At 57.9% G+C, this 25,471-nt stretch carries 29 protein-coding genes; 18 read left to right on the top strand and 11 right to left on the bottom strand.

The features are described from left to right. Positions 1 to 57: 57 nt before the first annotated feature. The gene (locus ACOZK9_RS03615) at positions 58 to 732 is read left to right on the top strand and encodes an HAD-IA family hydrolase (RefSeq protein WP_172979312.1); all 675 of its coding nucleotides are present in this window, start codon (positions 58 to 60) and stop codon (positions 730 to 732) included. On the opposite strand, the gene ACOZK9_RS03610 is transcribed toward ACOZK9_RS03615, so the two are convergent. Beyond that, entirely contained in the window at positions 724 to 987 is a 264-nt protein-coding gene (locus ACOZK9_RS03610) for a hypothetical protein (RefSeq protein ID WP_058412127.1), read from the bottom strand. The genes ACOZK9_RS03615 and ACOZK9_RS03610 overlap by 9 nt on opposite strands. A 198-nt stretch (positions 988 to 1,185) precedes the next feature. After that, on the bottom strand, positions 1,186 to 1,380 hold the full coding sequence (gene csrA / locus ACOZK9_RS03605) for a carbon storage regulator CsrA (protein ID WP_003192511.1): 195 nt from the start codon (positions 1,378 to 1,380) through the stop codon (positions 1,186 to 1,188). Positions 1,381 to 1,627: 247 nt separating this feature from the next. Here csrA and ACOZK9_RS03600 point away from each other — a divergent pair, with 247 nt between their 5' ends. Beyond that, a complete protein-coding gene (locus tag ACOZK9_RS03600) occupies positions 1,628 to 2,008 on the top strand; it encodes a penicillin-binding protein activator LpoB (protein ID WP_082649002.1) in 381 nt (126 codons plus the stop codon). 47 nt (positions 2,009 to 2,055) lie between these two features. Here ACOZK9_RS03600 and ACOZK9_RS03595 read toward each other — a convergent pair whose 3' ends face one another. From ACOZK9_RS03595 to ACOZK9_RS03580, 4 genes are all read right to left on the bottom strand, one after another. Then, on the bottom strand, positions 2,056 to 5,145 hold the full coding sequence (locus ACOZK9_RS03595; RefSeq protein WP_099237052.1) for an efflux RND transporter permease subunit: 3,090 nt from the start codon (positions 5,143 to 5,145) through the stop codon (positions 2,056 to 2,058). Between the two features lie 3 nt (positions 5,146 to 5,148). Continuing rightward, positions 5,149 to 6,198: an efflux RND transporter periplasmic adaptor subunit gene (locus tag ACOZK9_RS03590; RefSeq protein WP_421555295.1), complete on the bottom strand. Its 1,050-nt coding sequence runs from the start codon at positions 6,196 to 6,198 to the stop codon at positions 5,149 to 5,151. Between the two features lie 37 nt (positions 6,199 to 6,235). After that, a complete protein-coding gene (locus ACOZK9_RS03585; RefSeq protein ID WP_421555294.1) occupies positions 6,236 to 7,624 on the bottom strand; it encodes an efflux transporter outer membrane subunit in 1,389 nt (462 codons plus the stop codon). 197 nt (positions 7,625 to 7,821) lie between these two features. Further along, complete coding sequence (locus ACOZK9_RS03580; protein WP_099237055.1) at positions 7,822 to 8,547, bottom strand: nitroreductase family protein; 726 nt, start codon at positions 8,545 to 8,547, stop codon at positions 7,822 to 7,824. 98 nt (positions 8,548 to 8,645) lie between these two features. Here ACOZK9_RS03580 and ACOZK9_RS03575 point away from each other — a divergent pair, with 98 nt between their 5' ends. Together ACOZK9_RS03575 and ACOZK9_RS03570 are read left to right on the top strand one after the other, a co-directional pair. Beyond that, positions 8,646 to 9,269: a TetR/AcrR family transcriptional regulator gene (locus ACOZK9_RS03575; RefSeq protein WP_058412122.1), complete on the top strand. Its 624-nt coding sequence runs from the start codon at positions 8,646 to 8,648 to the stop codon at positions 9,267 to 9,269. A 131-nt stretch (positions 9,270 to 9,400) separates the two neighbouring features. After that, positions 9,401 to 9,766, top strand: a complete 366-nt coding sequence (locus tag ACOZK9_RS03570) for a histone-like nucleoid-structuring protein, MvaT/MvaU family (protein ID WP_058412121.1) — start codon at positions 9,401 to 9,403, stop codon at positions 9,764 to 9,766. Positions 9,767 to 9,842: 76 nt separating this feature from the next. Here the strand turns inward: ACOZK9_RS03570 and ACOZK9_RS03565 are convergent, their stop codons facing one another. Both ACOZK9_RS03565 and ACOZK9_RS03560 read right to left on the bottom strand, forming a co-directional pair. Next, positions 9,843 to 10,094 carry a DUF1654 domain-containing protein gene (locus tag ACOZK9_RS03565; RefSeq protein ID WP_058412120.1) on the bottom strand — a complete coding sequence of 84 codons (252 nt, stop codon included), beginning with the start codon at positions 10,092 to 10,094 and terminating at the stop codon, positions 9,843 to 9,845. A gap of 125 nt (positions 10,095 to 10,219) precedes the next feature. Then, entirely contained in the window at positions 10,220 to 11,308 is a 1,089-nt protein-coding gene (locus tag ACOZK9_RS03560) for an asparaginase (protein WP_058412119.1), read from the bottom strand. Between the two features lie 491 nt (positions 11,309 to 11,799). Here ACOZK9_RS03560 and ACOZK9_RS03555 point away from each other — a divergent pair, with 491 nt between their 5' ends. Genes ACOZK9_RS03555 through ACOZK9_RS03525 form a run of 7 tightly spaced genes read left to right on the top strand, consistent with a single transcriptional unit; the run spans position 11,800 to position 18,766 of the window. After that, positions 11,800 to 12,759 carry a sugar ABC transporter substrate-binding protein gene (locus ACOZK9_RS03555; RefSeq protein WP_058412118.1) on the top strand — a complete coding sequence of 320 codons (960 nt, stop codon included), beginning with the start codon at positions 11,800 to 11,802 and terminating at the stop codon, positions 12,757 to 12,759. A 56-nt stretch (positions 12,760 to 12,815) separates the two neighbouring features. Further along, positions 12,816 to 14,369, top strand: coding sequence for a sugar ABC transporter ATP-binding protein (locus tag ACOZK9_RS03550; RefSeq protein ID WP_099237060.1), 1,554 nt, complete (start codon positions 12,816 to 12,818; stop codon positions 14,367 to 14,369). Continuing rightward, a complete protein-coding gene (locus ACOZK9_RS03545) occupies positions 14,366 to 15,343 on the top strand; it encodes an ABC transporter permease (RefSeq protein ID WP_058412116.1) in 978 nt (325 codons plus the stop codon). Before ACOZK9_RS03550 ends, ACOZK9_RS03545 begins: the two co-directional genes overlap by 4 nt. 3 nt (positions 15,344 to 15,346) lie before the next feature. Further along, positions 15,347 to 16,369: a LacI family DNA-binding transcriptional regulator gene (locus tag ACOZK9_RS03540; protein WP_058412115.1), complete on the top strand. Its 1,023-nt coding sequence runs from the start codon at positions 15,347 to 15,349 to the stop codon at positions 16,367 to 16,369. A gap of 23 nt (positions 16,370 to 16,392) precedes the next feature. Then, a complete protein-coding gene (gene rbsK / locus ACOZK9_RS03535) occupies positions 16,393 to 17,310 on the top strand; it encodes a ribokinase (protein ID WP_122250426.1) in 918 nt (305 codons plus the stop codon). Then, the gene (gene rbsD / locus ACOZK9_RS03530; protein ID WP_122250427.1) at positions 17,307 to 17,711 is read left to right on the top strand and encodes a D-ribose pyranase; all 405 of its coding nucleotides are present in this window, start codon (positions 17,307 to 17,309) and stop codon (positions 17,709 to 17,711) included. Before rbsK ends, rbsD begins: the two co-directional genes overlap by 4 nt. A 26-nt stretch (positions 17,712 to 17,737) precedes the next feature. Further along, positions 17,738 to 18,766 carry a nucleoside hydrolase gene (locus ACOZK9_RS03525; RefSeq protein ID WP_058412112.1) on the top strand — a complete coding sequence of 343 codons (1,029 nt, stop codon included), beginning with the start codon at positions 17,738 to 17,740 and terminating at the stop codon, positions 18,764 to 18,766. 33 nt (positions 18,767 to 18,799) lie between these two features. Here the strand turns inward: ACOZK9_RS03525 and ACOZK9_RS03520 are convergent, their stop codons facing one another. Beyond that, a complete protein-coding gene (locus ACOZK9_RS03520; RefSeq protein WP_058412111.1) occupies positions 18,800 to 19,012 on the bottom strand; it encodes a hypothetical protein in 213 nt (70 codons plus the stop codon). Between the two features lie 173 nt (positions 19,013 to 19,185). Here ACOZK9_RS03520 and ACOZK9_RS03515 point away from each other — a divergent pair, with 173 nt between their 5' ends. Continuing rightward, positions 19,186 to 19,494, top strand: coding sequence for a hypothetical protein (locus tag ACOZK9_RS03515; protein ID WP_058412110.1), 309 nt, complete (start codon positions 19,186 to 19,188; stop codon positions 19,492 to 19,494). 144 nt (positions 19,495 to 19,638) lie between these two features. Next, positions 19,639 to 19,959 (top strand): I78 family peptidase inhibitor, encoded by a 321-nt coding sequence (locus ACOZK9_RS03510; protein WP_099237065.1) that lies wholly within the window; start codon positions 19,639 to 19,641, stop codon positions 19,957 to 19,959. Between the two features lie 73 nt (positions 19,960 to 20,032). On the opposite strand, the gene ACOZK9_RS03505 is transcribed toward ACOZK9_RS03510, so the two are convergent. Together ACOZK9_RS03505 and ACOZK9_RS03500 are read right to left on the bottom strand one after the other, a co-directional pair. Further along, entirely contained in the window at positions 20,033 to 20,245 is a 213-nt protein-coding gene (locus tag ACOZK9_RS03505; RefSeq protein ID WP_058412108.1) for a cold-shock protein, read from the bottom strand. 289 nt (positions 20,246 to 20,534) lie between these two features. Further along, entirely contained in the window at positions 20,535 to 20,849 is a 315-nt protein-coding gene (locus ACOZK9_RS03500) for a hypothetical protein (protein WP_082649000.1), read from the bottom strand. A gap of 363 nt (positions 20,850 to 21,212) precedes the next feature. On the opposite strand from ACOZK9_RS03500, the gene thrS reads away from it, so the two are divergent. The 5 genes from thrS (at position 21,213) to pheS (ending at position 25,453) form a co-directional block, all read left to right on the top strand. Beyond that, positions 21,213 to 23,135: a threonine--tRNA ligase gene (gene thrS / locus ACOZK9_RS03495; RefSeq protein ID WP_058412107.1), complete on the top strand. Its 1,923-nt coding sequence runs from the start codon at positions 21,213 to 21,215 to the stop codon at positions 23,133 to 23,135. Beyond that, positions 23,135 to 23,686, top strand: coding sequence for a translation initiation factor IF-3 (gene infC, locus ACOZK9_RS03490; protein ID WP_172979313.1), 552 nt, complete (start codon positions 23,135 to 23,137; stop codon positions 23,684 to 23,686). The genes thrS and infC overlap by 1 nt, the downstream gene beginning before the upstream one ends. A 60-nt stretch (positions 23,687 to 23,746) precedes the next feature. Continuing rightward, positions 23,747 to 23,941, top strand: a complete 195-nt coding sequence (gene rpmI / locus ACOZK9_RS03485; protein ID WP_002553160.1) for a 50S ribosomal protein L35 — start codon at positions 23,747 to 23,749, stop codon at positions 23,939 to 23,941. Positions 23,942 to 23,970: 29 nt separating this feature from the next. After that, positions 23,971 to 24,327, top strand: a complete 357-nt coding sequence (rplT, locus tag ACOZK9_RS03480) for a 50S ribosomal protein L20 (protein WP_053257052.1) — start codon at positions 23,971 to 23,973, stop codon at positions 24,325 to 24,327. A gap of 109 nt (positions 24,328 to 24,436) precedes the next feature. Then, positions 24,437 to 25,453 carry a phenylalanine--tRNA ligase subunit alpha gene (pheS, locus tag ACOZK9_RS03475; RefSeq protein ID WP_034099107.1) on the top strand — a complete coding sequence of 339 codons (1,017 nt, stop codon included), beginning with the start codon at positions 24,437 to 24,439 and terminating at the stop codon, positions 25,451 to 25,453. Positions 25,454 to 25,471 lie beyond the last annotated feature (18 nt).

Below are 25,471 nucleotides of genomic sequence, written 5' to 3'. Positions count from 1 at the left end.
ACAAGCGGTGGGCTGATCCGTAGATTGCATCCGACCGATTAAAAGGAAAGCCCAGACGTGTCTATTTCAGGTTCAGCCGTATTCAATCAACGTTACCGCGCCTTCCTCTTCGATATGGACGGAACCCTGCTCAACTCGATTGCCGCCGCCGAGCGTGTATGGGGCATCTGGGCTGAACGCCACGGCCTGGATGTGGCGGCGTTCCTGAGCACTATTCACGGCGCGCGTGCGATTGACACCATCACGCGCCAGGCATTACCAGGCGTAGACCCCGAGGTTGAAGCGCAATGGATTACCCAAGCGGAGCTCGATGATGTTGAGGGCGTTGTGGCGATCTCCGGCGCCGTTGAGTTCTTGCGCAGCCTGCCCGGCGATCAATGGGCACTGGTTACGTCGGCACCCAAAGCGTTGGCGCTGCGCCGTCTGCAGGCTGCGGGCATCGCACCGCCTGCCGTGTTGGTGACGGCCGAAGATGTCGCCAACGGCAAACCCGATCCAGCATGTTACGTGCTCGGTGCCCAGCGTTTAGGCGTGCCGGTAGAGGACTGCCTGGTGTTCGAGGATGCGACGGTGGGTATTCGAGCGGGGGAGGCAGCCGGGGCTGATGTGCTGGTCGTAACCGCCACGCACCTGACGCCTATGGTAACAACGCATGCCGCCATCGATGGGTATGAGCGGTTGCAGGTGCAGCGCGATGCTGACGGCTTGCTCGGTCTGCAACGCTTATCGTGAGGTATGCCGGCGTGAGCGCTGAGCGGCGTGTTGGCACAGTTTGCGCAAGACGACTTTTTGGATCGGCTTGATGCAGAATGCAAAAAGGTAGCCGAACAGAACGAGCGCCAGTTCCAGCGACGAACGTACGCCGGGATCGCCAATGCCTTCAACTTCGAACCCTAGCCCATACTCCAGCGCCAGGAAGGCCAGCCCTATCAGCACGGCTATTTTCCAGGATCTGGAAACAAGTGGCTTAGTTGCAGTAGGCCTCATCGACGTGCTCCTGAATGCACTCGGACGCGGGAGGGTATTCAGGGAATTCGGCTGCGAATGACGCAACAAGTTCCAGGCATCTGGGCAGTTTTCATCTGGCAATGAAGCTGAGGGCGCTGGTGGCGCGAAGGACGCGGGCAGACCGAAACTCTTCGCCAGCCGTTACAGTGAACGAAAGGGCTGGCTACTGAGGGCGCTTCAAGGCGTCTGGTTTTTGTCCGGAGCAGTCAGCCCAGCCTGGATGCGCTGGTAAATTTCCTCGCGATGCACCGCAACATCTTTGGGCGCGTTGATACCGATTCGTACTTGCTGGCCGCTAACGCCCAGAATGGTGATCGTAATGTCATCACCGATGTTTATGCTTTCACCAACTTTGCGGGTGAGTATAAGCATGGACTTCTCCTTGATTACTTTTAAGGACACATGTTTCAGACAGGGCAGGTGTCAGATGTGTGTAGCTTACTGCTAAGCGCTTCCCTGTGACTGCCTCTTTTAGGACGCATAGAGGCGACATTAATTCCCATGGCGGCATCATACAGGTCTGCGATACATCATTCGCATTGTTTAAGCCAATGTTTATGACGGCCAGAATAGACAGTGAATGATAAAGTTGCCTCTTTATCCTTAAAGGAGCAGGGCTGTGCGTAAAGTAGCGATGGCAATTGCGGTGTTGGCATTGGCCGGTTGCGGTGAAGGTAAACCGGTCGAAGCCCCCAAGGCCAAGCCTTCCGTGATCGAAAGCCAGCCACAGCCCGGCGCGTTGGCCGCCCAGGAATGGGACGTGTGGGTCGGCCCGCCGGACCACAAGCTGCAGGCGCTCACCGACCTGACCGCCTGGTTGCTGGAACACGGTTTTAATTTTTATATCGTCAAAGAGGACGGCAAGGACCAGGTGTTGCTCGGGCCGTTCGCCACGCAGGCCGAAGCCGAAGCCAAGCAGGCACTGTTGACCGAAAAACTGGCGCGCGCCAAGAAAGGCGACACCGTGTCGCAGGTCATCGAACACAAGGCTGCGCAGTAACTTGCAAAATGGGCGGGAATACCGCCCATTTTTACCTACAGGCTTGTCTACCGGGCAGTGAGGTGTTTGGCGGCAGGTGCCTGCGGCTTCGACGAAAACCTTCGATGAAGCATGCGCTCAACGTCGTTGATGTAAGTGAACGCCACAGGCACCACCAGCAAGCTCAATGCAGTTGAGGTCACCAGCCCACCGATAACCGCGATGGCCATCGGCTGACGGAAACTCGCATCGGCCCCCAGGCCCAGCGCAATCGGCATCATCCCGGCGATCATCGCCAGGGTCGTCATGATGATCGGGCGTACCCGTTTATGGCAGGCGTTAATCAACGCCTCAACCACCGACAGCCCCTGTTTTTGGATACCCATCAACGCGTACTCGACGAGCAAGATCGAGTTTTTGGTGACGATGCCCATCAGCATCACCAGGCCAATCATCGACGGGAGGCTCAGCATGCCGCGTGTCATCAGCAATGCCACAAAGGCGCCGCCTACCGATAGGGGGATGGCAAACAAGATTGTCAGCGGCTGAAAAAAGTCGTGAAACAGCAGCACCAATACGCAATACACACAGACCAGGCCGATGACGATTGCCATGCTGAACCCGGTCATAAGCTCTGCCATGGTTTCTGCGTCGCCGGATTCGATCAGCTCGACACTCGACGGCATGGACTGGATGGCGGGCAGCGCTCTGGCTTTGGCGAGTGCTTGCCCAAGCGGTGTGTGCCCGAGGTCCGCGGTGACTGTCGCATAGCGGCGTCGATCGTAACGGTCAATCTGGGTCGGCCCGCTCTCGATCGCCAACTGCGCGACAGTCGATAGCGGAATCAGCCCGTCACGCCCGCGAACCCTTAAATTAGCCAATGTTTCAAAGTCCTGGCGCGAAGCGTCCGGTATGCGCACCTGAATGGCTATCTGCCGGTTGTCGAGGTTTAGCTTGCCCATCTTTGCATCGAAGTCGCCGTTGGTGGCAATGCGCACTGTTTCGCCAATCGTCTCGGTGCTCACGCCACGCTCGGCTGCCTGCCTGGCGTCAGGACGCACCACGATTTCCGGCCGCTCGATACTGGCAGTTGAGGTGATGTTGGCCAGGCCGGCGACTTCCCTCAACTGCCGCTCCAGCGCCTGAGCCGTCGCTTTGAGCGCGGCCTTGTCGTCACTCGCTAGAATCAGCGACAGCTTCTCGCCGAGCCCGCCGGAGCCCAACGAAAACCGTGCGCCTGGCACTTCCTTCAAGGCAACACGTACCTGGTTTTCGATGTCGGTTTGCCCTGGGCGCTCACCGCGTGCCGACAGCACGAGCGTCATGGTGGCCCGGCGTAGCTCTGCTGCCTGGGTTTGCCCGCGCCCGGCAGGCTGAGCGACGCCCACGGTGCTGAACACATGCTCGATGCCTGGCAGGTGGTTGATGGCGCGGCTAACCGCTTCGGTTGTCGCCCGTGTAGCCGACAAGCTGCTGCCGGGTGGCAGCTCAAGGTTGATGTTGCTGTAGCCTTTGTCTGACGCTGGCATCAGTCCGGTTTCAAGCAGCGGAACCACCGCTACCGAAGCAGCGAAAACCACAGCCGTGCCCAACATCGTCAGGCGGCGATGGCTGAGGCACCAGGCCACGCTGTGCAAATACAGCTTCATCAGCCTGCCATCCGGCGTTTCCTTGCCCTTGGTATGCGTTTTGAGCAAGTAGGTGGCCATCATCGGAGTCAGAACCCGCGCCACCAACAGGGAAGAAAGCACCGCCACCACGGCTGTCCAGCCAAACTGCTTGAAGAACAGCCCCGGAACCCCGCTCATCATTGCCGTGGGCAGAAACACTACAACCAGCGTCAGGGTGGTGGCCATCACCGCCAAGGCGATTTCGGTCACCGCGTCGCCGGCTGCCTGATGGATCGGCTTGCCCATGCGGCGGTGGCGTTCAATGTTCTCGATCTCGACAATCGCGTCGTCTACAAGAATGCCGACGATCACCGCCAGCGCCAGAAGCGTCAGGGTGTTGAGAGAGTAACCGAGCCAGTTCATCACAAGAAAGGTAGGCAGTATCGACAGCGGTAAAGCCGAGGCGGAGATCAATGTGGCGCGCCAGTCGCGCAAGAACCACCAGACCACCAGCACCGCCAGTAACGCGCCTTCATAAAGCATGTGCATTGAGCCCTCATACTGCTCATGCGTGTAATCCACGGTACCGGAAACTTTTGTAAAGTTCAGGCTTGCGTCCGCCGCGTGAAGCTTGTCGAGCACCTGCTGCACACCTGCGGCGACACGCGTTTCGTCGAAACCCTTGGCCCGATAGATCCTGAAACCGACCACCGGCTGACCATCCAGCGTGGCGAGCTGCGTGCGGTCTGCATAGGTATCCTTGATCAGGGCAACCTGGTCCAGGTTCACGCGTCGACCATTGCTGAGCACCACGGGGAGATTTTTCAGCTCGTCGGCAGTGCGCACTGTAGCAATAGTGCGCACTGCCTGCTCCGCGCCATTCACCTGGCCACGCCCCCCGGAGGACTCTTGCTCGACACTCTTGAGCGCCCTGGACACTTCGGCCGCCGTGGTGCCTTGCGCCTCCAGGCTGGCCGGGTCGACTTCCACCACTACCTGGCGGCTAACCCCACCGACGCGCTCAAACTTGCCAATACCGGGTACGCCCAATATGGCCTTGTTGACCGCATCATCGACGAACCACGAGAGCGCCTCTTCATCCATTTTCGAAGAGGCAGCGGCGTAGATTAATGTTGCGTCGTCGCTGCCTACACGAATCGCGCTGATCGAAGGCTGCTCCAGATCGCTGGGTAAATCGGAGCGAACTTTATCGACGGCATCTTTGGATTCAATCAGCGCATCAGATAACTTCTTTTCAAGGATGAACTCGACGTTAATGGTTACGCGCCCATCAACAATCGAGGTGCTCATGTGTTTTATCCCGGACAGCGTGGCGAGGGAGTTCTCTACCTTGCGTGCGACCTCCGTCTCTAACTGCGCCGGGGAAGCACCGGGTTGCGTCAGCGAAATAACCACTGAGGGCAGATCGATGTCCGGCATGTTGGCGATCGGCAACGCCCGAAAGCTTAGTATTCCGGCCATGGACAACAGTACGAAAAGCAGGATGGAAGGGATTGGGTTGCGGATCGACCAGGTGGCGAAGTTCATGGCTTACTCCTTCGCTTCAGCAGGTGCTGTTACGATGTGTACCCGATCACCGTCATTCAAAAAGGCGGCACCTTGCTCTACCACGCGGTCTGCAACGTTGATACCCGAAACAATTTCGACCTGGTTGTTCTGCCGGCGCCCCACCGTCACCGGTTGTAAGCTGATTCGGTCGTTGTCGACCACGCGGGGCACGTAGCTACGTCCATCACGTATGACCACACTCGCGGCCGGTATCACCACGGCGGCGCGCACAGCCAAATTAACCAGCCCTTTGGCATACATGCCGGCCCGTGCCGTGCTGCCGGGTTCGATGTCAGCGTAGGCGATGCCCAAACGCGTCTCGGTGTTCAGGTCCGGCGCGAGTTCACGCACCACTGCAACGGCTGAAGAATCGTCAGGTAACGCCAGTGTGATGCGTTGGCCGGGTGTGACGTGGGCCAACTGCAGCGCGGTCAATTCGCCGCGCCATTCCAGCCGGCCTTGCCGGATCATGCGGAACAACTCTTGGCCGTTACCGTAAACCGCGCCGACGGTTGCAGAGCGAGCGCTGATCAAACCGTCATCTGGCGCGATGACCTTGGCATAGCGCAGTTGCAGTTGAGTGCCGGTGAGCAACGCTTTGGCCACGTCGGCTTGCGTCTCATACTGAAGCACGTCCTGATCACTGATGCCGCCCGTGCCCTTCAATTGCAATGCGCGCTTGCGGTTGGACTCCGCTTGCAACCAGTTTGCGTTAAGGCGCGTGGCGTCAGCTTCGAGCAAGGCCGCGTCGAACGAGGCGAGCAGTTGCCCTCGCTTCACCGCGTCACCGACGTTTACATAGAGCTGAACCAAACGCAGGTTTGAAACCTGGGACCCGATGACCGCTTCTTCCCAAGGCGCTATTGAGCCACTTGCCTCAAGTTTGACGGGCCAACTCAAGGTGGTCGCGGTCGCGACCGTCACCGTCAGGGCGGAGGCCGGCTGGGTGTCTGTTTGAGTGGCTGAGCGGGTGGGTGCAGACATGAAAATGGCGGCGATAACCAAGCCGGCGACCAGCGCAACGACAGCCATTGACCGGCCGCCAACTATCATCCGCAAGCACAATAATTTATTCATGGGAGGTGTTATCCGGAGTTAGGGCGATAGCTCCGCCGGTGGCTTTTACCAGCGAGATCCAGGCCTTTGCCTGATCGCGGCGTGCAGAGATTTCGGCATCCTTTGCTGAAGCGAATTGCCGGCGGCTGTCTTCCAGCTCAAACAGGCTGACAGCGCCCGCCTTCCATTGCGCGTCTGAGGCTTGGAAGGTGGTGCGGGCGGCGGCTACGCCTTCCTTGGTAGAGGTCAGCCGGGACTTTGCCGATGCCTGATCCGCCAGCGCGTTTTCGACGTCTTGAACGGTGGTTCTCAGCGTGCTTTTCAAGGTGGCGGCGGCGCGCACGTAGCGGGCTTTTGCAGCCTCGACTTTGGCCTTGCCCGCACCGCCATCGAACAGCGTGCCACTGAGGCTCGGGCCGATAGACCAGGTGTCGAAGTTAATGCTGGAACCGGCCATGCGAATCCACTGCCCGGTCAGCGCTGCGGCGAGATCGATACGCGGCAGGCGGTCTGCACGCGCTACCGCGATGTCGGCCCAAGCGGCTGCAGTCTCACGTTCAGCTGAAACAACGTCGGGATGCGAGGCCAATACCGTTGCGGGTAGTTGAGGCACCGCAGCGGGCGCCTGCGGCATGTAGGCCAGTTCGCTCTCAGAGGCTGACGGTTGTGTACCCACAAGGTGTGTGACGGTGCCGGCCTCTGCGCCGGTCAACGCCACCAGCGCATTAACCAGACGCGCGCATTGGTCTGCTTGAGTGGCAAGATTGGTGTGCGAGGTCGCTAACCCGGACAGGATGCGTGCTTCGTCAACCGGTGCAGCAAAACCTGAGTTCAGCCGCAGTTGCGTCAATGCCAGGGTCTTTTCCCGGGAGGCAATGTCATCGATTAAAACGCGTCGCGAACTTTCACAGGCACGCAGGGAAAGCACGTCATTGGCAACATCGGCGGCCAAGGTCAGGCGCGTGGACGCCGCGTCTGCGGTACGCGCATCCAGGTGGTTTCGGGCGGCTTCTACTGACTGGCGAACCCGCCCGAACAGGTCCAGTTCCCAACTGAAACTCGGCCCGACAGCGGCGGAGGTACTCTGTACCGTCACGCCTGATCCGGCGGCGGAAGTATCGAGACTTTTTTGCCGTGTGAAGCTGGCGTCGACGCCGACGCCAGGCATCGTTGCCGCTGTATCAGCAGTCAGCGTCGCCTTGGCCTCGTCAACCCGTGTCACTGCCTGCAGCAAGGTCGGGTTGCCTGCGAATGCGGCCTCTACCAGGGTATCAATAGCCTTGTCACCCAAAGGCAGCCACCAGGCATCGCCCGGCAAGGGCGCATGGCGTTCAGCACTGGCGGCGTCTGCAGACCAGGCTGTGGGTGGCGGCGGGGTCGGCGTCACATAGGCCGGTTGCAACGCGCACCCTGCGCATACCAGTAAAGCCGCCACAACAAGTAGGGGCGCTATCCATCGTGATTGCCTGCAGCCTTGTTCGCAGGGCTCAGAGAGGCCTGCTCGACATTCGATCTGAGAAGTCATCTTGGATTACCGAAGAAGGTAATAGCGCGCTGAAAAGCTTTGCGGCAGCCCTGAACGGGCCACGCAAAAGTGGTTCAGTGTGAAATAACGATGTTTTCCATCGGGTTGCGCCAGCGTTCTTCGATCCTGGCGTCGGGCGCGCGGTACCCGAGTGCGATCACCAGCGGGATCACAGACCCGCGCTGTATGCCTAGAAGCTTTGCAACTTTTGTTGCCGAAAACCCTTCCATCGGGCATGAATCGATGCCTTTGGCCGCAGCCCCGAGCATGATGGTTTGAGCCGCAAATATGGCGTTGCGCGCAGCCCATTGACGACCTCCGATCAGGCCTACAGGCAACAGCGAAAGCGTGGGGCGTACCAACGCCGCCAGGAACACCAGCGGCGACCACGCTGCGCTGGAACCCAGCCCCAGTACTTTTTTGAACATCGCAATCTGCTTGCGGTTATAGGCCTTTGAATCAGCGCCCAAGGCAGAGTGTTCGAGATACTCAAGTTGCGCCTGGGCGGTACGTATCCCAAGCGCGGGGCTGGCCACGATCACCACGAACTCGGATGCCGATGCCGCTGCTTTTTGCCCATTGCAGGCTGCCGCCATGCTGGCTTTAAGCGCTGGGTCGCGGACGCGGTGAAACTCATAGGGCTGCATGTTTCCGCTTGACGGAGCGTGAGCGGCCTCCACCAGTAGCTCGTAGACGTCGCCATCCGGCAACGCTGCTGAACTGAATTTTCGGATGGCCCTGCGAAAGCGGTTCGCGGCCCGGAAGCTGTCCCAGCGTTGTTCCAAATCATGCGTATTCATGGCTGCAATAGTCTCGGTACGTGAGCAACGTTGTGTTCTCACGTCCAAAATAGTAAGTTAAAGCTTAGTTTTTAAAAACTCATGTTCTTGAGGTGACCTTGAACAAAAGCCGTATGCCCGTCAGCCCCAGGAAAATGCCGTCCCAAGCACGTTCGCGGGCGACGGTCGATGCAATTATTCAAGCAGCGACTTACATTTTGACCCAGGTAGGTTGGGAGGGGCTGACCACCAACGCGATTGCAGAGCGTGCAGGCGTCAACATTGGGTCGCTTTACCAGTTTTTTCCTAATAAAGAGGCGATCATTGCGGAGCTGCAGCGGCGTCATGCCGATGCAACGCAAACTGATTTATTCAAGGTGTTGGAGGTTCTACCGAACCAGCGCTCTCTTCGTGAGGCGCTGACCATGATCGTGGAGATGATTGTTGCCGAACACCGCGTCGCGCCCGCGCTGCACAAAGCCATCCACGAGGAGCTACCCAGTACCGTCAGGCACATGGGTGACAATAACGATCAATTACAGCATCAGTTTGCAGAGGTACTCAGGCCGTTCATGAAGAACGTGCCGGACCCGGATCTTTCGATCTATTTGATGGGCATCGCCGTGCACGCGATCATTCACACCGTGACGGCTGACCGTCCTGCATTACTTGGCCAGCCAAGCTTCACCGTGGAGGTCGTGACGTTGCTGGAGAATTATCTGCACAGGCAAAATATTAATTAACGCAAAGAAATTACCGCCGTTTCACATTCAACTCGACGGCACTTCTGGGCAGGGGCTATTGTCCGATCAAGCAATCTAGCTAAATCTTGATTTGGCACAGATTTCACTGCTTACTCTAAGAGAGATTACCCATGTCCAAACTCGCAGAATTCCGCCAGCTCGAAAAACATCTTGCTGAACAACTCAAGGCACTCGAAGCGCTGAAGGGCGACGCCGGCCTTAAGAAAGAAATTGAATTTGAAACCAAGCTGCGTGATTTGCTCGCAAAATACGGCTACAGCCTCAAGGACGTGGTCAATCTGCTTGATCCACAGGCGGGTCGTCGTGCTCCCGTGGCCGCACCGAAGTCCGGCACCCGTAAAGCTCGCCAAGTGAAGGTTTACAAGAACCCGCACACCGGTGAAGTCATTGAAACGAAGGGTGGTAATCACAAAGGCTTGAAAGAGTGGAAAGCTGAACACGGTTCAGACACCGTCGAGTCCTGGCTGAACAAGTAAGCTTAAGTTGACTATAAAGGGCCAGTATTGGCCCTTTTTTATGGGTGCTGTTTTTGTTGCGTCGGCAGCGTTCAGGTCAATCTTCCTTCGGTACAACCCAGAAAATTTGCACGCCGCCGTCATCCCGATAGGCGAGGGTGACGTTGTCGTTCTCTGCAATTTCTTCCAGCAAGCGTGCCCAGTCTTCCTCCGGCTCGTCCGGCAGACGGAAAATCAACGCTGTTTTGGATTTCTGGGCGTTGGTTGAATTGATGATTTTTTGCACACGAACGCCGAGGCGTGCGTAAGCATCCGGCGGAGTAGGCGCTGCGGAAGAAGACTTTGCCACGGAATATTCCTTAGTTTGCTGTACGTGCATACAGTATTTAACTGTAAGCAATTTCGCAACTGCTTAAAATTCACGTGCCGGCAGGCAGAGGCGGGTAACCCGCCTCTGCCCAGTGTTACCAGGAATTAATATTCCCAGAAGATCCGTTGCAGCTCTTTGCTGTCCTGAGTCTTCGTCAGGGCAACCATGGCCAGGATTCGTGCTTTCTGCGGGTTCAGGTCATGCGCCGCAACCCAGTCATACTTGTCGTCCGGCTGTTCGGCATTGCGCAGAACGAAGCCGCCGGCATTCACGTGGGAAGACCGAATGATCTGCACGCCTTGCTTGCGCAGTTCTTGCAGGGCAGGCACGACCTTGGAGGACACCGAACCATTGCCGGTACCGGCATAGACGATTGCCTTGGCGCCAGCCTGGGCCAGCGCTTTGACGCTGGTGTCGCCGACGTTGCCATAACCGTAGGCGATTTCCACGTCCGGCAGGCTTTTGATGGTCTTGATGTCGAACTCTGAATCCTGTGTGTGGCGCTTGGCAGGCAGGCGGAACCAATAGGATTTGCCTTCAACCACCATACCCAGCGGACCCCATGCACTCTTGAACGCTTCAGTCTTGATGTTGATCATCTTGCTGACGTCGCGGCCCGATTGGATTTCGTCGTTCATGGTGACCAGCACGCCTTTGCCGCGTGCTTCCTGACTGCTGGCTACCGCAACCGCGTTGTACAGGTTGAGCATACCGTCTGCCGACATCGCGGTGCCTGGGCGCATGGAGCCGACCACCACGATTGGCTTGTCGGTTTTTTCTACCAGGTTCAGGAAATAAGCGGTTTCTTCAAGGGTGTCGGTGCCGTGGGTGATCACGATGCCGTCCACGTCCTTACTGTCGGCCAGTTCGGCAACGCGGCGCCCCAATTGCAGCAGGTTTTCGTTGTTGATGCTTTCGGAGGCGATTTGCAGGACTTGCTCGCCGCGTACATGGGCGATCTGGCCAAGCTCGGGAACGCCTGCGATCAGTTGCTCGATGCCGACTTTGGCTGCCTGATAGGTAGCGCTGTTGGCGGCGCTCGCGCCAGCACCGGCAATGGTGCCGCCGGTGGCGAGAATGACTACGTTGGACAGTTTGGTCTTGGGTTCAGCGTCCTTTGCCTGAGCGGCAACGGGGAACAGCAGCAGTAGGGCTAGAGCGCCCGGAACAAAGGTCTTCAGTGCAGATTTCATTATTTTTCTCTCTGATTTTTGATGAGTGCTGATGCAGGTTCATCTAGAGCGCCCGGGCGGTTCTGAACGCCGCGAGGTGCTGAGAAAGAGCAGGATTTGTACCAAGCTGATTGTGTCTGCGGTTATAAATTAAGGTATTGATTCAAAACAACTTATGTTTAATTTTTGGATGAGTTGGGGCGACGCTTGTCCGGCTTTCCGAACAATGAAGGGGCGTGCGTTCGGTTGTCCGAAAACCATGATGGAATATCGACGGCGCACATAAGGCATGCGCGCCACAGCCTGTCGTTTTAGAGAACGACTGGGGGAGGGCGATGTTTAATCAGATCAACCGTGTGACCAAGGGTCTGAACCTCGCATGCTTGAATGAACGGCGTTTTTCTTCCGTTGACAAATCCCGACAAGGTTCTCATAGTTTGACTAACGCAAACGTTTGCGAGATGTTTCACGGCAAGCGTTGCTTACAATAATCATAAGATCGGAGTGAACCCATGAAGCTGCCATTCGCTGCACGTCTTCTTGCTGTCGCTGTGCTTGCTGCCGCATCCGCTGCTCTACCCCTTTCCTCTGCCTTTGCTGAAGACACCGCCGCCAAACCCAAGGTCGGCCTGGTGATGAAGTCCCTTGCCAACGAATTTTTCGTCACCATGCAAGAGGGCGCCAAGTCTTATCAGAAGGAGCACGCTGCTGACTTCGACATGATCACCAACGGTATCAAGAACGAAACCGATACCAGCGCGCAGATCGATATTGTTAACCAGATGATCCTCGCCAAAGTAAACGCCATCGTCATTGCCCCGGCCGACTCCAAGGCATTGGTCACCGTGCTGAAAAAAGCTTCCGATGCCGGCATCAAGGTCGTCAACATCGACAACCGCCTTGACCCGGACGTGCTGAAAAGCAAAAACCTCGACATCCCGTTCGTGGGTCCGGACAACCGCAAAGGCTCCAAGCTGGTCGGTGACTACCTGGCCAAGCAGCTGACCGCGGGTGACAAAGTCGGCATCATCGAAGGCGTACCAACCACTACCAACGCCCAGCAGCGAACCGCAGGCTTCAAGGATGCGATGGACGCCGCCGGCATGAAAATCGTGTCTACCCAATCGGGTAACTGGGAAATCGACCAGGGCCAAAAAGTCGCTTCCGCGATGCTGAGCGAATACCCGGACCTCAAGGCTCTGTTGGCCGGTAACGACAACATGGCGCTTGGCGCTGTCTCGGCCGTACGTGCCGCAGGCAAGGCCGGCAAAGTACTGGTCGTGGGCTACGACAATATCGAAGCGGTCAAGCCGATGCTCAAAGACGGCCGCATCCTGGCGACCGCCGATCAGGCCGCCGCCCAGCAAGCCGTGTTCGGTATCCAGAACGCGCTGAAGCTGGTCAAGGGTGAGAAAGTCGACGCCAAAGACGGCGTGATCGAAACGCCGGTCGAACTCGTCCTCAAGCAATAATCCTGGCAGCACCCAACAGCGCCCGCTCGTCCTGAGCGGGCGCCTGGAGATTTCCTATGTCATCTTCCGCCCCGAACGCTGTCCTCTCGGTCAGCGGTATCGGCAAAACCTATGCCCAACCGGTTCTGTCCGACATCACCCTGACGCTTAATCGCGGGGAAGTGCTGGCGCTGACCGGTGAGAACGGCGCAGGTAAAAGCACGTTGTCGAAGATTATCGGCGGGCTGGTCACCCCGACCACCGGGCACATGCAGTTCAATGGTCAGGATTACCGCCCCGGCAGCCGCACCCACGCCGAAGGGCTGGGCGTGCGCATGGTCATGCAGGAACTCAACCTGTTGCCCACCCTCACGGTCGCCGAAAACCTGTTCCTCGATAACCTGCCCAGCAACTGCGGTTGGATCAGCCGCAAGCAATTGCGCAAAGCCGCGATCGAAGCCATGGCGCAAGTCGGCCTCGATGCGATCGACCCGGACACCCTCGTCGGCAGCCTCGGCATCGGCCATCAACAAATGGTCGAAATCGCCCGCAACCTGATTGGCGACTGCCATGTACTGATTCTCGACGAACCCACGGCCATGCTCACCGCGCGTGAAGTCGAGATGCTGTTTGAACAAATCACCCGCCTGCAAGCGCGCGGTGTGGCGATTATTTATATTTCTCACCGGCTCGAAGAGCTGGCCCGCGTCGCTCAGCGCATTGCGGTATTGCGCGACGGCAAGCTGGTCTGCGTCGAGCCGATGGCCAACTACAACAGCGAGCAACTGGTGACCTTGATGGTCGGTCGCGAGTTAGGCGAACAGATCGACTTGGGCCCGCGCACCCTCGGCGGCCCGGCCTTGACGGTGAAAGGGCTGACCCGTTCGGACAAGGTTCGCGACGTGTCTTTTGAGGTGCGCGCGGGTGAAATCTATGGCATCTCGGGCCTGATCGGTGCCGGTCGTACCGAACTGTTGCGGCTGATCTTTGGTGCCGACCTGGCCGATAGCGGCACGGTGGCGCTGGGCTCGCCAGCGCAGGTTGTGAGCATCCGTTCGCCGGTGGATGCGGTCGGTCATGGTATCGCCCTGATCACTGAAGACCGCAAGGGCGAAGGCCTGCTATTGACCCAGTCCATCAGCGCCAATATTGCCTTGGGCAACATGCCGGAAATTTCCGCTGGCGGCGTGGTGAATAGCCGTGACGAAACCGCCCTGGCCAAGCGCCAGATCGATGCGATGCGCATCCGCAGCTCAAGCCCGGCGCAGTTGGTGTCTGAGCTGTCGGGCGGCAACCAGCAAAAGGTCGTGATTGGTCGCTGGCTGGAGCGCGATTGCGCGGTGATGCTGTTCGATGAGCCGACGCGTGGCATCGACGTCGGCGCCAAATTCGATATTTATGCGCTGCTCGGCGACCTGACTCGCCAGGGCAAAGCGCTGGTCGTGGTGTCCAGCGACCTGCGTGAACTGATGTTGATCTGCGACCGAATCGGCGTGCTCTCCGCCGGGCGCCTGATCGATACGTTCGAGCGTGACAGCTGGACCCAGGACGAATTGCTCGCCGCCGCGTTTGCCGGCTATAAAAAACGTGATGCGCTGCTCAACGACGCAGTGCTTAGGGATACCCCATGAAAACTACACATTCGCCCGGTAAAACCGCTGGCAACTTCTATGGCCTCGGCACCTACCTGGGGCTGGCGGGCGCCTTGTTGGCGATGATCGCGCTGTTCTCGGTGTTGAGCGATCACTTCCTGTCCTACGACACCTTCAGCACCTTGGCCAACCAGATCCCCGACCTGATGGTGCTGGCGGTGGGCATGACCTTTATCCTGATCATCGGCGGTATCGACCTGTCGGTGGGCTCGGTGCTGGCACTGGCCGCGTCGGCGGTCAGCGTGGCGATTCTCGGCTGGGGCTGGAGCGTGTTGCCAGCGGCCTTGCTCGGCATGGGCTGTGCGGCGTTGGCCGGCACCATCACCGGCTCGATCACTGTGGCCTGGCGCATTCCTTCGTTTATCGTGTCCCTCGGCGTACTTGAAATGGCGCGCGGCGTGGCGTACCAGATGACCGGCTCGCGCACCGCCTACATCGGTGACTCGTTCGCCTGGCTGTCGAACCCGATTGCCTTCGGTATTTCGCCATCGTTTATCATTGCGCTGCTGGTGATTATCGTCGCCCAGCTGGTGTTGACGCGCACCGTGTTTGGTCGCTACCTGATCGGTATCGGCACCAACGAAGAGGCCGTGCGGCTGGCCGGCATCAACCCCAAGCCCTACAAGATCCTGGTATTCAGCCTGATGGGCCTGTTGGCCGGTGTAGCGGCGTTGTTCCAGATCTCGCGCCTGGAAGCGGCAGACCCGAACGCCGGCTCCGGCCTGGAGTTGCAGGTGATTGCGGCCGTGGTAATCGGCGGCACCAGCCTGATGGGCGGGCGCGGCTCAGTTATCAGTACGTTCTTCGGCGTGCTGATTATTTCGGTATTGGCGGCGGGCCTGGCGCAGATCGGTGCTACGGAGCCGACCAAACGCATCATCACCGGTGCGGTAATCGTGATTGCCGTGGTCCTCGACACCTATCGTAGCCAGCGCGCCAGCCGGCGGGGCTAAACCATGGCAACGATCAAGGATGTGGCGGCGCTTGCGGGTATTTCCTACACCACCGTGTCGCATGTGGTGAACAAGTCGCGGCCGGTCAGCGAGCCTGTGCGGGTCAAGGTCGAGGCGGCCATCAAGCAACTGGACTACGTACCGAGTGCGGTCGCGCGCTCGCTCAAGGCCAAGACCACCGCCACCATCGGCCTGCTCGTGCCTAACAGCCTCAACCCGTATTTCGCGGAGTTGGCGCGAGGCATTGAGGATTATTGCGAGCGTAATGGCTATTGCGTAATCCTGTGCAACTCCGACGATAACGCCGAGAAGCAGCGCAGCTACTTGCGCGTGTTGCTCGAGAAGCGCATCGACGGCTTGATCGTGACCTCGGTGGGCGGCGACGACAGTGGCCTTGCCGCCGGCTTGAACGCGGTGCGCACGCCGATGGTGATTGTCGACCGCGCGCTGGACGGTATAGATGTCGACTTGGTGCGTATCGATCACGAGCAGGGCGCTTACTTGGCAACTCGGCATTTGCTTGAGCTGGGCCACCGCGACATCGCCTGTATCGGCGGCCCCGGCCATACCCGCGTGGCGCAAATGCGTTTGGCCGGGTATCACCGCGCACTGCATGAGGCGGGCGTGGAGGTGGCGGCCAGTCGGACGCAGGCGAGTGATTTTACCAGCACCGGCGGTTATGCCGCAGCGGTTCAATTGCTCTCGGAAAACCCGCCCAGCGCGATTTTCGCGAGCAATGACATGATTGGTTTCGGCGTATTGCGCGCTGCGGCCGAGCGTAATATCCGCGTGCCGGGTGAGCTGTCGGTCATCGGTTTTGATGATATTCAAATGGGCCGTTACGTGTACCCGGCGCTGACCACGGTGGGGCAGTCGATCGTGCAATTGGGCGAGACGGCCGCCGAACTTTTACTGCGACGAATTGCGACACCCCAACTGCCGATCGATCAACGCATCGTGACGCCGAGTATTGTTTTGCGTGAGTCGACGGCACCGTTTGCCGGTGTGTTCGCCCATTACCGCTGAACCGAATTGATGAGAATTGATGTATGCCAGCAAAAGTAGTGGTAGTAGGCAGCTTGAACATGGACCTGGTCACCCGCGCCAGCCGCTTGCCGCGCGCCGGTGAAACCTTGATCGGCCAAACCTTTGCAACCGTCCCCGGCGGCAAGGGCGCCAACCAGGCCGTGGCGTCGGCGCGCTTGGGAGCTGAGGTGGCGATGATCGGCTGCGTCGGCACCGACGCCTATGGCAGCCAATTGCGCGATGCGCTGCAGGTAGAGGGCATCGATTGCCAGGCTGTGAGCAGCGTGGACGGTTCCAGCGGCGTGGCGTTGATTGTGGTGGATGACAGCAGCCAGAACGCGATTGTGATCGTGGCCGGCAGCAACGCTGAACTGAGCCCCGCTTCGTTGCACGCCGCTGACGCCGTGTTGCAGGCGGCCGACGTGATCATCTGCCAGTTGGAAGTGCCGATGAACACCGTGGGGCATGCCCTGAAGCGCAGTCGTGAACTGGGCAAGACGGTGATCCTCAACCCGGCGCCGGCCAGTGGCCCGTTGCCGGCCGAGTGGTACGCCTCGATCGATTATCTGATTCCCAACGAAAGTGAAGCCAGCGCATTAAGTGGCGTGCAGGTTGACTGCCTGGACACCGCCAAGCTCGCGGCGACGCATTTGATCAACGCGGGCGCCGGCAAGGTCATCATTACCCTCGGCGCCCAGGGCGCGCTGTTTGCCGATGGCAAAAATTTCGAGCATTTAGTGGCGCCCAAAGTCAAGGCGGTGGACACCACGGCCGCCGGTGACACCTTCGTCGGAGGCTTTGCCGCAGCGCTTGCCAACGGCAAAACCGAAGCCGAGGCCATCCGTTTTGGCCAGGTGGCAGCGGCGTTGTCGGTGACTCGCGCCGGTGCGCAACCTTCTATCCCTACGCTGCATGACGTTCAAGGTTTTGTGCCCTCATGAAAAAGACACCTCTGCTCAATATTGCCCTGTCACGCGTGATCGCATCGTTGGGGCACGGCGATATTCTGGTGATCGGCGACGCTGGCCTGCCGGTGCCGCCGGGCGTCGAGTTAATTGACTTGGCGCTGACTCAGGGCATTCCGGATTTCATCAGCACCCTGCGTATTGTGCTGAGCGAGATGCAGGTGGAAAGCCACGTGTTGGCGGAAGAAATTCTGCTCAAGCAGCCGCCGGCGCTGGCGGCACTTAACACCTTGACCGCGCAGGCAGCGCTCGGCGAGCGACGCCTGCTCAGCCACGAAGAATTCAAGCAGCTGAGCCGTAAGGCCCGCGCCGTGGTGCGCACTGGTGAGTGCCAGCCTTACTGTAATATCGCGCTGGTATCCGGCGTCACCTTCTAGCGTTTTCCCAAGACAAGGAGAGTTTCATGCAACGTGGTCTTCCCACCCTGAAAAACCTGTTTCGGAGTGTTTTGCTTTTGTCCGCGCTCACTGCAGCCAACGCCCACGCGGCGGAAAAAATCGACCTGATCATCGACACCGACCCAGGTGCCGATGACGTGGTGGCCTTGCTGTTCGCGATGGCCTCCCCAGAGGAATTGAGCATTCGTGCGCTAACCACCGTTGCCGGTAATGTGCGGCTCGACAAAACCTCCCGCAACGCGCGCCTGGCGCGCGAGTGGGCAGGGCGTGAGGACATCCCGGTGTACGCCGGTGCACCAAAACCGCTGCTGCGCACGCCGATTTATGCCGAGAATATTCACGGCAAGGAAGGTATCTCCGGCGTCACCGTGCACGAGCCGAAAAAAGCCCTGGCCGAAGGCAATGCGGTTGATTACTTGATCAAAACCCTGAGCACCGCCAAGCCGCACAGCATCACCATCGCCATGCTCGGCCCGCAGACCAACCTCGCACTGGCACTCACCCAAGCGCCGGAAATCACCCAAGGCATCAAGGAAGTGGTGGTGATGGGCGGCGCGCACTTCAATGGCGGCAATATCACGCCGGTGGCCGAGTTTAATCTGTTCGCTGACCCGGTTGCGGCCGAGATCGTGCTGAAAAGTGGCGTCAAGCTGACCTACCTGCCACTGGACGTGACCCATAAGGTGCTGACCAGTGACGCGCGCCTGAAAAAGATCGCCGACCTCAATAACAACGCCAGCAAGGTCGTCAGCAGTATTCTCAATGAATACGTAAAAGGCGATATGGAACACTACGGCATCCCCGGCGGCCCGGTACACGATGCCACTGTGATTGCCTACCTGCTCAAGCCTGAGCTGTTCAGTGGCCGTGAAGTTAACGTGGTCGTCGACAGCCGCGAAGGCCCGACCTTCGGCCAGACCATCGTGGATTGGTACGATGGCCTGAAACAACCGAAGAACGCGTTCTGGGTTGAGAACGGCAATGCCCAAGGCTTCTTCGATCTGCTGACCGAGCGCCTCGCGCGTCTGAAGTAATGTGCTTGCCGGTCGGCGTTCGCCGGCCGGTTCTTATTCGCGCTCGGGGTTGTGAGCGCCCATATGATCGGCCGGGTATTTTTCGAATACCTGGCCGATGAAGGCCTGCGCGGCTTGGGTGCCCATCTCTTTGACCAGCAAGTCGATGCCGATGATTGCCAACTCTTCCGGGCTTCCAGGGCTGTAAGAGCCCTGTCCTTGAGGCCACTTGGCTTTGATGTCGGCTTGCAGGGTTACGGTGCTCATGGTGTGGGCTCGCGGGGCTGAATTACTGTGTAGTGCGCTGAAACGCGGTTCTTGCCGGCGCAGTTAAGCATTTTTGCGGCGTGTTTGGCACTGCTACTTAGGCCGCAGGTGCTTCGAAATGAGGCACACGCTGTGCGACACTGTTCGCCATCTTAATTGCCGGGGACCACCGCGTGCAGATCGACTTGAACAACCCCGATGGCCTGACGCTGGAGGCTGTTCGTCAATTGCTCGCCAGTGCGAGTGACGACGAACACACCCAATTACGCGTGACCAAGGCCGGTATCGCCTCTATATCCTCCGGCAAAGCCGTAGGCGGTGTGGACATCGACGGCCTGCTTTTTCGCCTGGAAACCTGGGCTAAAGGCTCTGGTTATGTGGGCAACGTAGCGGCCAGCGATGAAGTCTGGGTGATGCAGATTTTTAATGCGCTCAAGCAAAACTGGCCAGACCCGCCGTTTGACTACATCGACGTCTACTGAATACGTTCATATCTGGTGACGATTGCCTGGGCGAATGCGCGTCTTGAGTCAGGCAGACTGGCCGCTTGGCGATTTACGTCTTGAAACCTATCCGCCTTGATGCTGTCGCACGATCTCTGTCCATTTTTTTACATAGGAGGCTTCATGCCTTGGAAGCTCGCATCATTCGGTACTCTGTTGGCGGCACTCGCGTTGGCGGGTTGCAGCACTCCGGGCGCTCCAGCGCAAGGCAAAGAGGCCGCCGTTGCTGACGCAGCCTATAGCCGCTGTGAATCGAAAGCCGCCGAGTTCGCCGTGGGCCAGAAGGCCTCGCCCCAATTGCTGGATCAGGCGCGTACGCGTGCCGGTGCGCAGAACGCAAGAATCCTCAAGCCCAACGATATGGTCACGCTGGAATACCGCTCCGACCGCCTGAACCTGAACACCGACGACAACCTGGTGATTACGCGAGTCAATTGCGGCTGATAGCCCGCCGGCTTTTCTAATGCGCATAAAAAACCCCGTCACATGGACGGGGTTTTTTTTAGCTCAGCGCAGATTACTCAGCGCGAACCTGTGCAGCTTGCATACCCTTTTGGCCTTTCTCAGCCACGAAGGAAACGGTTTGGCCTTCTTTCAGGCTTTTGAAACCGTCGCTTTCGATAGCTTTGAAGTGTACGAACAGGTCGTCACCGCCACCTGTAGGAGTGATGAAGCCGAAGCCTTTTTCATCGTTGAACCATTTAACGGTGCCGTTTTGGCGATTAGACATGGTGTATCTCCAAGAAACATATATTTTCAGTAGTGCTGTGCTGCTCAGGCCAACTGGGCACACCGGGGTATCATAGTCGAAATGTTCGACTTGGGAGCCCCCCCAAGGCACTGTTTGCTAATCAATAGCGTTGCGTTTAGTCCTTCAGCTGGCTGAAAGCCCCGATCTACGGGGCTTTGGCACGAAATATCAGCTGATAAAAAAAGCCGTAAAAGCTGCGTAATTTGTGAGAAATAGCAGTTTTAACCGCGTTTTTCACGCAATCCGGCGGTCGGATCAGCGGCCTTCATTACTTTTTCTTCACGACTTTGCAGGAAGAAATCGCCGTGACCGCTTTGGTCTTGAGCTCTTGGCTGGCATTCTGGTTGGTCATGAGCTCTTTGATCTCTGCAGTGCTCAATTCAGCGTTGATCTTGTCGGCGCCGCATTCACAGTGATCTTTGGCAGTTTTGGCGTCAACGTTCTGGCTGGCGGCCGCACTGCAATCTTTGACGAAGCTGTCACGGGCGCCGTCCGGCCAGTTCGATGGCGCAGCAGCTTGGGCGCCGAGGGACAGGAATGCCAGGGAAGCGGCGAGAGCGAGGGTCGAGGTAAAACGCATCATGTGGATGCTCCTTTGGGTCGAGGACGAACGGCGATTCTCGGTGCGTTTGAGGCGTGGCGTACAGCCCAAGTTCACTTTAGCCGCTATAAAAGCGTGAATTTGTATTTACGCGTGCCGGCACCGGCGCGATGACCGTTCATCTGTGCTAGCATCCTGCGCTTGGCTTTTTCCAGGTGCGCCAATTGCCGCCTTGCCATTTTTGAGTTCACTCCAGTCACTCTGGTTCGATTATCGGTTGGCCGAAAGGCTCCTGCCGCTGTAAGGCAGGCGTTCAGCATTGAACGGCCTGGTATTGGATCTTGTACTGGCTCATCCCAACCCACGTGACCTTTGGTAGGGGTCACCACTAGGAGAGGAGGCGCCATGCCAACTATTACTCTTCCCGATGGCAGTCAACGTTCATTCGATCATTCGGTTTCTGTAGCCGAGGTCGCCGCATCCATTGGTGCAGGCCTGGCCAAAGCCACCGTGGCCGGCAAGGTCGACGGCAAGCTGGTTGACGCCAGTGACCTGATCACCGGTGACGCCAGCCTGCAAATCATCACGCCCAAGGATCAAGAGGGGCTCGAGATCATTCGCCACTCCTGCGCGCACCTGATTGGCCACGCGGTCAAACAGTTGTACCCGACGGCGAAAATGGTGATCGGCCCGGTCATTGATGAAGGCTTCTATTACGATATCGCCTATGAGCGTCCTTTTACTCCGGACGACATGGCCGCTATCGAGGCGCGCATGCACGCGCTGATCGAAAAAGATTACGACGTCATCAAGAAGGTCACGCCGCGCGCTGAAGTGATCGACGTGTTCACCGCGCGTGGTGAAGACTACAAATTGCGCCTGGTCGAAGACATGCCGGACGAGCAGGCCATGGGCCTGTATTACCACGAAGAATACGTCGACATGTGCCGTGGCCCGCACGTGCCGAATACGCGCTTCCTCAAGTCGTTCAAGCTGACCAAGTTGTCCGGTGCCTACTGGCGCGGCGACGCGAAGAACGAGCAGTTGCAGCGGATCTACGGCACTGCCTGGGCGGATAAAAAGCAACTGGCTGCTTATGTGCAGCGCATCGAAGAAGCCGAAAAGCGCGACCACCGTAAAATCGGCAAGCGCCTGAACCTGTTCCACCTTCAGGAAGAAGCGCCGGGCATGGTGTTCTGGCACCCGAACGGCTGGACCCTGTACCAAGTGCTTGAGCAGTACATGCGCAAGGTTCAGCGTGACAACGGCTACCTGGAGATCAAAACTCCGCAGGTTGTTGACCGCAGCCTCTGGGAGAAATCCGGGCACTGGGCCAACTACGCCGACAACATGTTCACCACCCAGTCGGAAAACCGCGACTACGCCATCAAGCCGATGAACTGCCCGTGCCACGTGCAGGTATTCAATCAGGGCCTGAAGAGCTACCGCGAGTTGCCGCTGCGTCTGGCCGAGTTCGGTGCCTGCCACCGTAACGAGCCGTCCGGTGCACTGCACGGCATCATGCGTGTGCGTGGCTTTACGCAGGATGACGCCCACATCTTCTGCACAGAAGAGCAGATGCAGGCCGAGTCGGCTGCGTTTATCAAACTGACCATGGACGTGTACCGCGATTTCGGCTTCACCGAAGTCGAAATGAAGCTGTCCACTCGTCCGGAAAAACGTGTCGGTTCCGACGAGCTATGGGATCGCGCCGAAGCTGCATTGGCCGCAGCGCTTGATAGCGCGGGCCTTGCGTACGATCTGCAGCCGGGCGAGGGCGCCTTCTACGGTCCAAAAATCGAGTTCTCGCTGAAAGATTGTCTTGGTCGTGTCTGGCAATGTGGTACTTTGCAGCTCGATTTTAACCTGCCGATCCGTTTGGGGGCCGAATACGTCTCCGAAGATAACAGCCGTAAGCACCCGGTTATGCTGCACCGGGCGATCCTTGGCTCGTTTGAACGGTTCGTCGGTATCCTGATCGAGCACTACGAGGGTGCATTCCCTGCGTGGCTTGCTCCGACCCAGGCAGTGATCATGAACATCACTGATAAACAGGCAGATTTTGCGGCTGAAGTTGAAAAAACTCTCAACGAAAGCGGTTTTCGTGCCAAGTCCGACTTGAGAAATGAAAAGATCGGCTTTAAAATCCGTGAGCATACTTTGCTCAAGGTTCCCTATCTTTTGGTTATCGGAGATCGGGAAGTCGAGATGCAGACTGTCGCTGTGCGTACTCGTGAAGGTGCTGACCTGGGCTCTATGCCCGTCGCCCAGTTCGCTGAGTTCCTCGCGCAAGCGGTTTCCCGGCGTGGTCGCCCAGATTCGGAGTAATTATTATTAAGCGTGAAATGAGACAAGATAAACGAGCTGCACCGAAAGCCCCGATCAACGAGAATATCTCGGCACGCGAGGTTCGGTTAATTGGCGCTGACGGCGAGCAGATTGGCATCGTCTCGATTGATGAAGCGCTTCGTATTGCTGAAGAGTCCAAATTGGACCTGGTGGAAATTTCCGCCGATGCAATCCCACCTGTTTGTCGGGTGATGGACTACGGCAAATCGATCTTCGAAAAGAAGAAACAGGTTGCCGCAGCGAAGAAGAACCAGAAGCAGATTCAAGTAAAAGAAATCAAGTTTCGTCCAGGGACGGAGGAAGGGGATTACCAGGTAAAACTGCGCAACCTGGTACGTTTCCTGAGTGATGGGGACAGGGCCAAGGTATCCTTGCGATTCCGCGGCCGTGAGATGGCCCACCAGGAGCTGGGGATGGAACTCCTCAAGCGGGTTGAAGGTGACCTGCTCGAGTACGGTTCGGTCGAACAGCATCCTAAGATGGAAGGACGCCAGCTGATTATGGTCATCGCCCCGAAAAAGAAGAAGTAATCATCAGGGCACGGCAGGCCTTCTGATTATGTTTATCAACTGAATGCGGAGTATCCGAACATGCCAAAGATGAAGACTAAAAGTGGTGCTGCTAAGCGGTTTCTGAAAACTGCTAACGGTATCAAGCACAAGCACGCTTTCAAGAGCCACATCCTGACCAAAATGTCGACCAAGCGTAAGCGTCAACTGCGCGGTAGCAGCTTGCTGCATCCGTCTGACGTGGCAAAAGTCGAGCGCATGCTGCGCCTTCGTTAATTTTTGGATCAAGATAGAGGAAGTAACTCATGGCTCGTGTAAAGCGTGGCGTCATTGCCCGTAAACGTCACAAAAAAATTCTGAAACTCGCTAAAGGCTACTACGGCGCACGCTCACGCGTATTCCGTGTTGCCAAGCAAGCGGTAATCAAGGCAGGCCAATACGCCTACCGTGACCGTCGTCAGAAAAAACGTCAGTTCCGCGCTCTGTGGATCGCTCGTATCAACGCTGGTGCACGTGTTAACGGTCTGTCCTACAGCCGTTTCATCGCTGGCCTGAAAAAAGCGTCCATCGAAATCGACCGTAAGGTTCTGGCTGAACTGGCCGTGAACGATAAAGCGGTGTTTGCTGCGATTGTCGAGAAAGCTAAAGCCACCTTGGCTTAAGTACCCCCGACAGTCACCGTGGGCTGCTCCTGTAGCCCACGATGGTAAACGTCATAAATAGGGGAAGAGCCTTCAAGCTCTTCCCCTATTTTGTATCTGGAGTCTGTACATGGAAAACCTCGACGCGCTCGTCGCTCAAGCCCTTGAGGCTGTGCAAAGCGCTGAAGATATCAATGCCCTGGAGCAAATCCGGGTTCACTACCTTGGCAAAAAGGGTGAATTGACTCAGGTGATGAAGACCCTGGGGAATTTGCCGGCCGAAGAGCGCCCGCAAGTCGGCGCGCTGATCAACGTCGCCAAGGAGCGTGTCACAGAGGTTCTTAATGCGCGCAAGGCGTCGCTCGAGGAGGCCGATCTTGCGGCCAAGCTCGCCGCCGAGTCCATTGACGTGACCCTGCCTGGCCGTGGCCAAGCCTCGGGCGGCCTGCATCCGATCACCCGGACGCTGGAGCGTATCGAGCAGTTCTTCACCCACATTGGCTACGGCATTGCCGAAGGCCCTGAGGTCGAAGACGACTATCACAACTTCGAGGCGCTCAACATCCCAGGCCATCACCCGGCCCGGTCGATGCACGACACCTTCTATTTCAACGCCAACATGTTATTGCGCACCCATACCTCGCCGGTACAGGTTCGCACCATGGAAGCGAACAAGCCGCCGATCCGCATTGTCTGCCCAGGCCGTGTGTACCGTAGCGACTCCGATATTACCCACTCGCCGATGTTCCATCAGGTTGAAGGCCTGCTGGTTGATCGCGACATCAACTTCGCTGACCTCAAAGGCACCATCGAAGAGTTCCTGCGGGTGTTTTTCGAGAAAGAGCTGGCGGTGCGTTTTCGTCCCTCGTTCTTCCCGTTCACCGAGCCTTCCGCTGAAGTCGATATGGAATGCGTGATGTGCAGCGGTAAAGGCTGCCGCGTCTGCAAACAGACCGGCTGGCTGGAAGTAATGGGTTGCGGCATGGTTCACCCCAACGTGTTGCGTATGTCCGGGATCGACCCGGAAGAATTCTCGGGCTTTGCCTTCGGCATGGGCGTTGAGCGTCTGGCCATGCTGCGTTACGGCGTGAACGACTTGCGTCTGTTCTTCGACAACGACTTGCGGTTCCTCGCGCAATTTCGCTAGTCGTAACGGATCTTTAGG

This window comes from Pseudomonas kitaguniensis, assembly GCF_049199985.1.
Classification (GTDB): Bacteria; Pseudomonadota; Gammaproteobacteria; order Pseudomonadales; family Pseudomonadaceae; genus Aquipseudomonas; species Aquipseudomonas kitaguniensis.
The sequence above is the reverse complement of the archived record's forward strand: the minus strand, read 5'-3'. Positions and strand labels throughout refer to the sequence as shown.

Coding starts and splice junctions, on each gene's coding strand:
- ACOZK9_RS03505 (WP_058412108.1), bottom strand. CDS start 20,245: ATGTCTAATCGCCAAAACGGCACCGTTAAATGGTTCAACGATGAAAAA.
- csrA (WP_003192511.1), bottom strand. CDS start 1,380: ATGCTTATACTCACCCGCAAAGTTGGTGAAAGCATAAACATCGGTGAT.
- rpmI (WP_002553160.1), top strand. CDS start 23,747: ATGCCAAAGATGAAGACTAAAAGTGGTGCTGCTAAGCGGTTTCTGAAA.
- ACOZK9_RS03560 (WP_058412119.1), bottom strand. CDS start 11,308: ATGAAATCTGCACTGAAGACCTTTGTTCCGGGCGCTCTAGCCCTACTG.
- rplT (WP_053257052.1), top strand. CDS start 23,971: ATGGCTCGTGTAAAGCGTGGCGTCATTGCCCGTAAACGTCACAAAAAA.
- ACOZK9_RS03520 (WP_058412111.1), bottom strand. CDS start 19,012: ATGAGCACCGTAACCCTGCAAGCCGACATCAAAGCCAAGTGGCCTCAA.
- rbsK (WP_122250426.1), top strand. CDS start 16,393: ATGCCAGCAAAAGTAGTGGTAGTAGGCAGCTTGAACATGGACCTGGTC.
- ACOZK9_RS03500 (WP_082649000.1), bottom strand. CDS start 20,849: ATGATGCGTTTTACCTCGACCCTCGCTCTCGCCGCTTCCCTGGCATTC.
- ACOZK9_RS03570 (WP_058412121.1), top strand. CDS start 9,401: ATGTCCAAACTCGCAGAATTCCGCCAGCTCGAAAAACATCTTGCTGAA.
- rbsD (WP_122250427.1), top strand. CDS start 17,307: ATGAAAAAGACACCTCTGCTCAATATTGCCCTGTCACGCGTGATCGCA.
- ACOZK9_RS03545 (WP_058412116.1), top strand. CDS start 14,366: ATGAAAACTACACATTCGCCCGGTAAAACCGCTGGCAACTTCTATGGC.
- thrS (WP_058412107.1), top strand. CDS start 21,213: ATGCCAACTATTACTCTTCCCGATGGCAGTCAACGTTCATTCGATCAT.
- ACOZK9_RS03525 (WP_058412112.1), top strand. CDS start 17,738: ATGCAACGTGGTCTTCCCACCCTGAAAAACCTGTTTCGGAGTGTTTTG.
- ACOZK9_RS03550 (WP_099237060.1), top strand. CDS start 12,816: ATGTCATCTTCCGCCCCGAACGCTGTCCTCTCGGTCAGCGGTATCGGC.
- ACOZK9_RS03555 (WP_058412118.1), top strand. CDS start 11,800: ATGAAGCTGCCATTCGCTGCACGTCTTCTTGCTGTCGCTGTGCTTGCT.
- ACOZK9_RS03595 (WP_099237052.1), bottom strand. CDS start 5,145: ATGAACTTCGCCACCTGGTCGATCCGCAACCCAATCCCTTCCATCCTG.
- pheS (WP_034099107.1), top strand. CDS start 24,437: ATGGAAAACCTCGACGCGCTCGTCGCTCAAGCCCTTGAGGCTGTGCAA.
- ACOZK9_RS03580 (WP_099237055.1), bottom strand. CDS start 8,547: ATGAATACGCATGATTTGGAACAACGCTGGGACAGCTTCCGGGCCGCG.
- ACOZK9_RS03610 (WP_058412127.1), bottom strand. CDS start 987: ATGAGGCCTACTGCAACTAAGCCACTTGTTTCCAGATCCTGGAAAATA.
- ACOZK9_RS03590 (WP_421555295.1), bottom strand. CDS start 6,198: ATGGCTGTCGTTGCGCTGGTCGCCGGCTTGGTTATCGCCGCCATTTTC.
- ACOZK9_RS03540 (WP_058412115.1), top strand. CDS start 15,347: ATGGCAACGATCAAGGATGTGGCGGCGCTTGCGGGTATTTCCTACACC.
- ACOZK9_RS03510 (WP_099237065.1), top strand. CDS start 19,639: ATGCCTTGGAAGCTCGCATCATTCGGTACTCTGTTGGCGGCACTCGCG.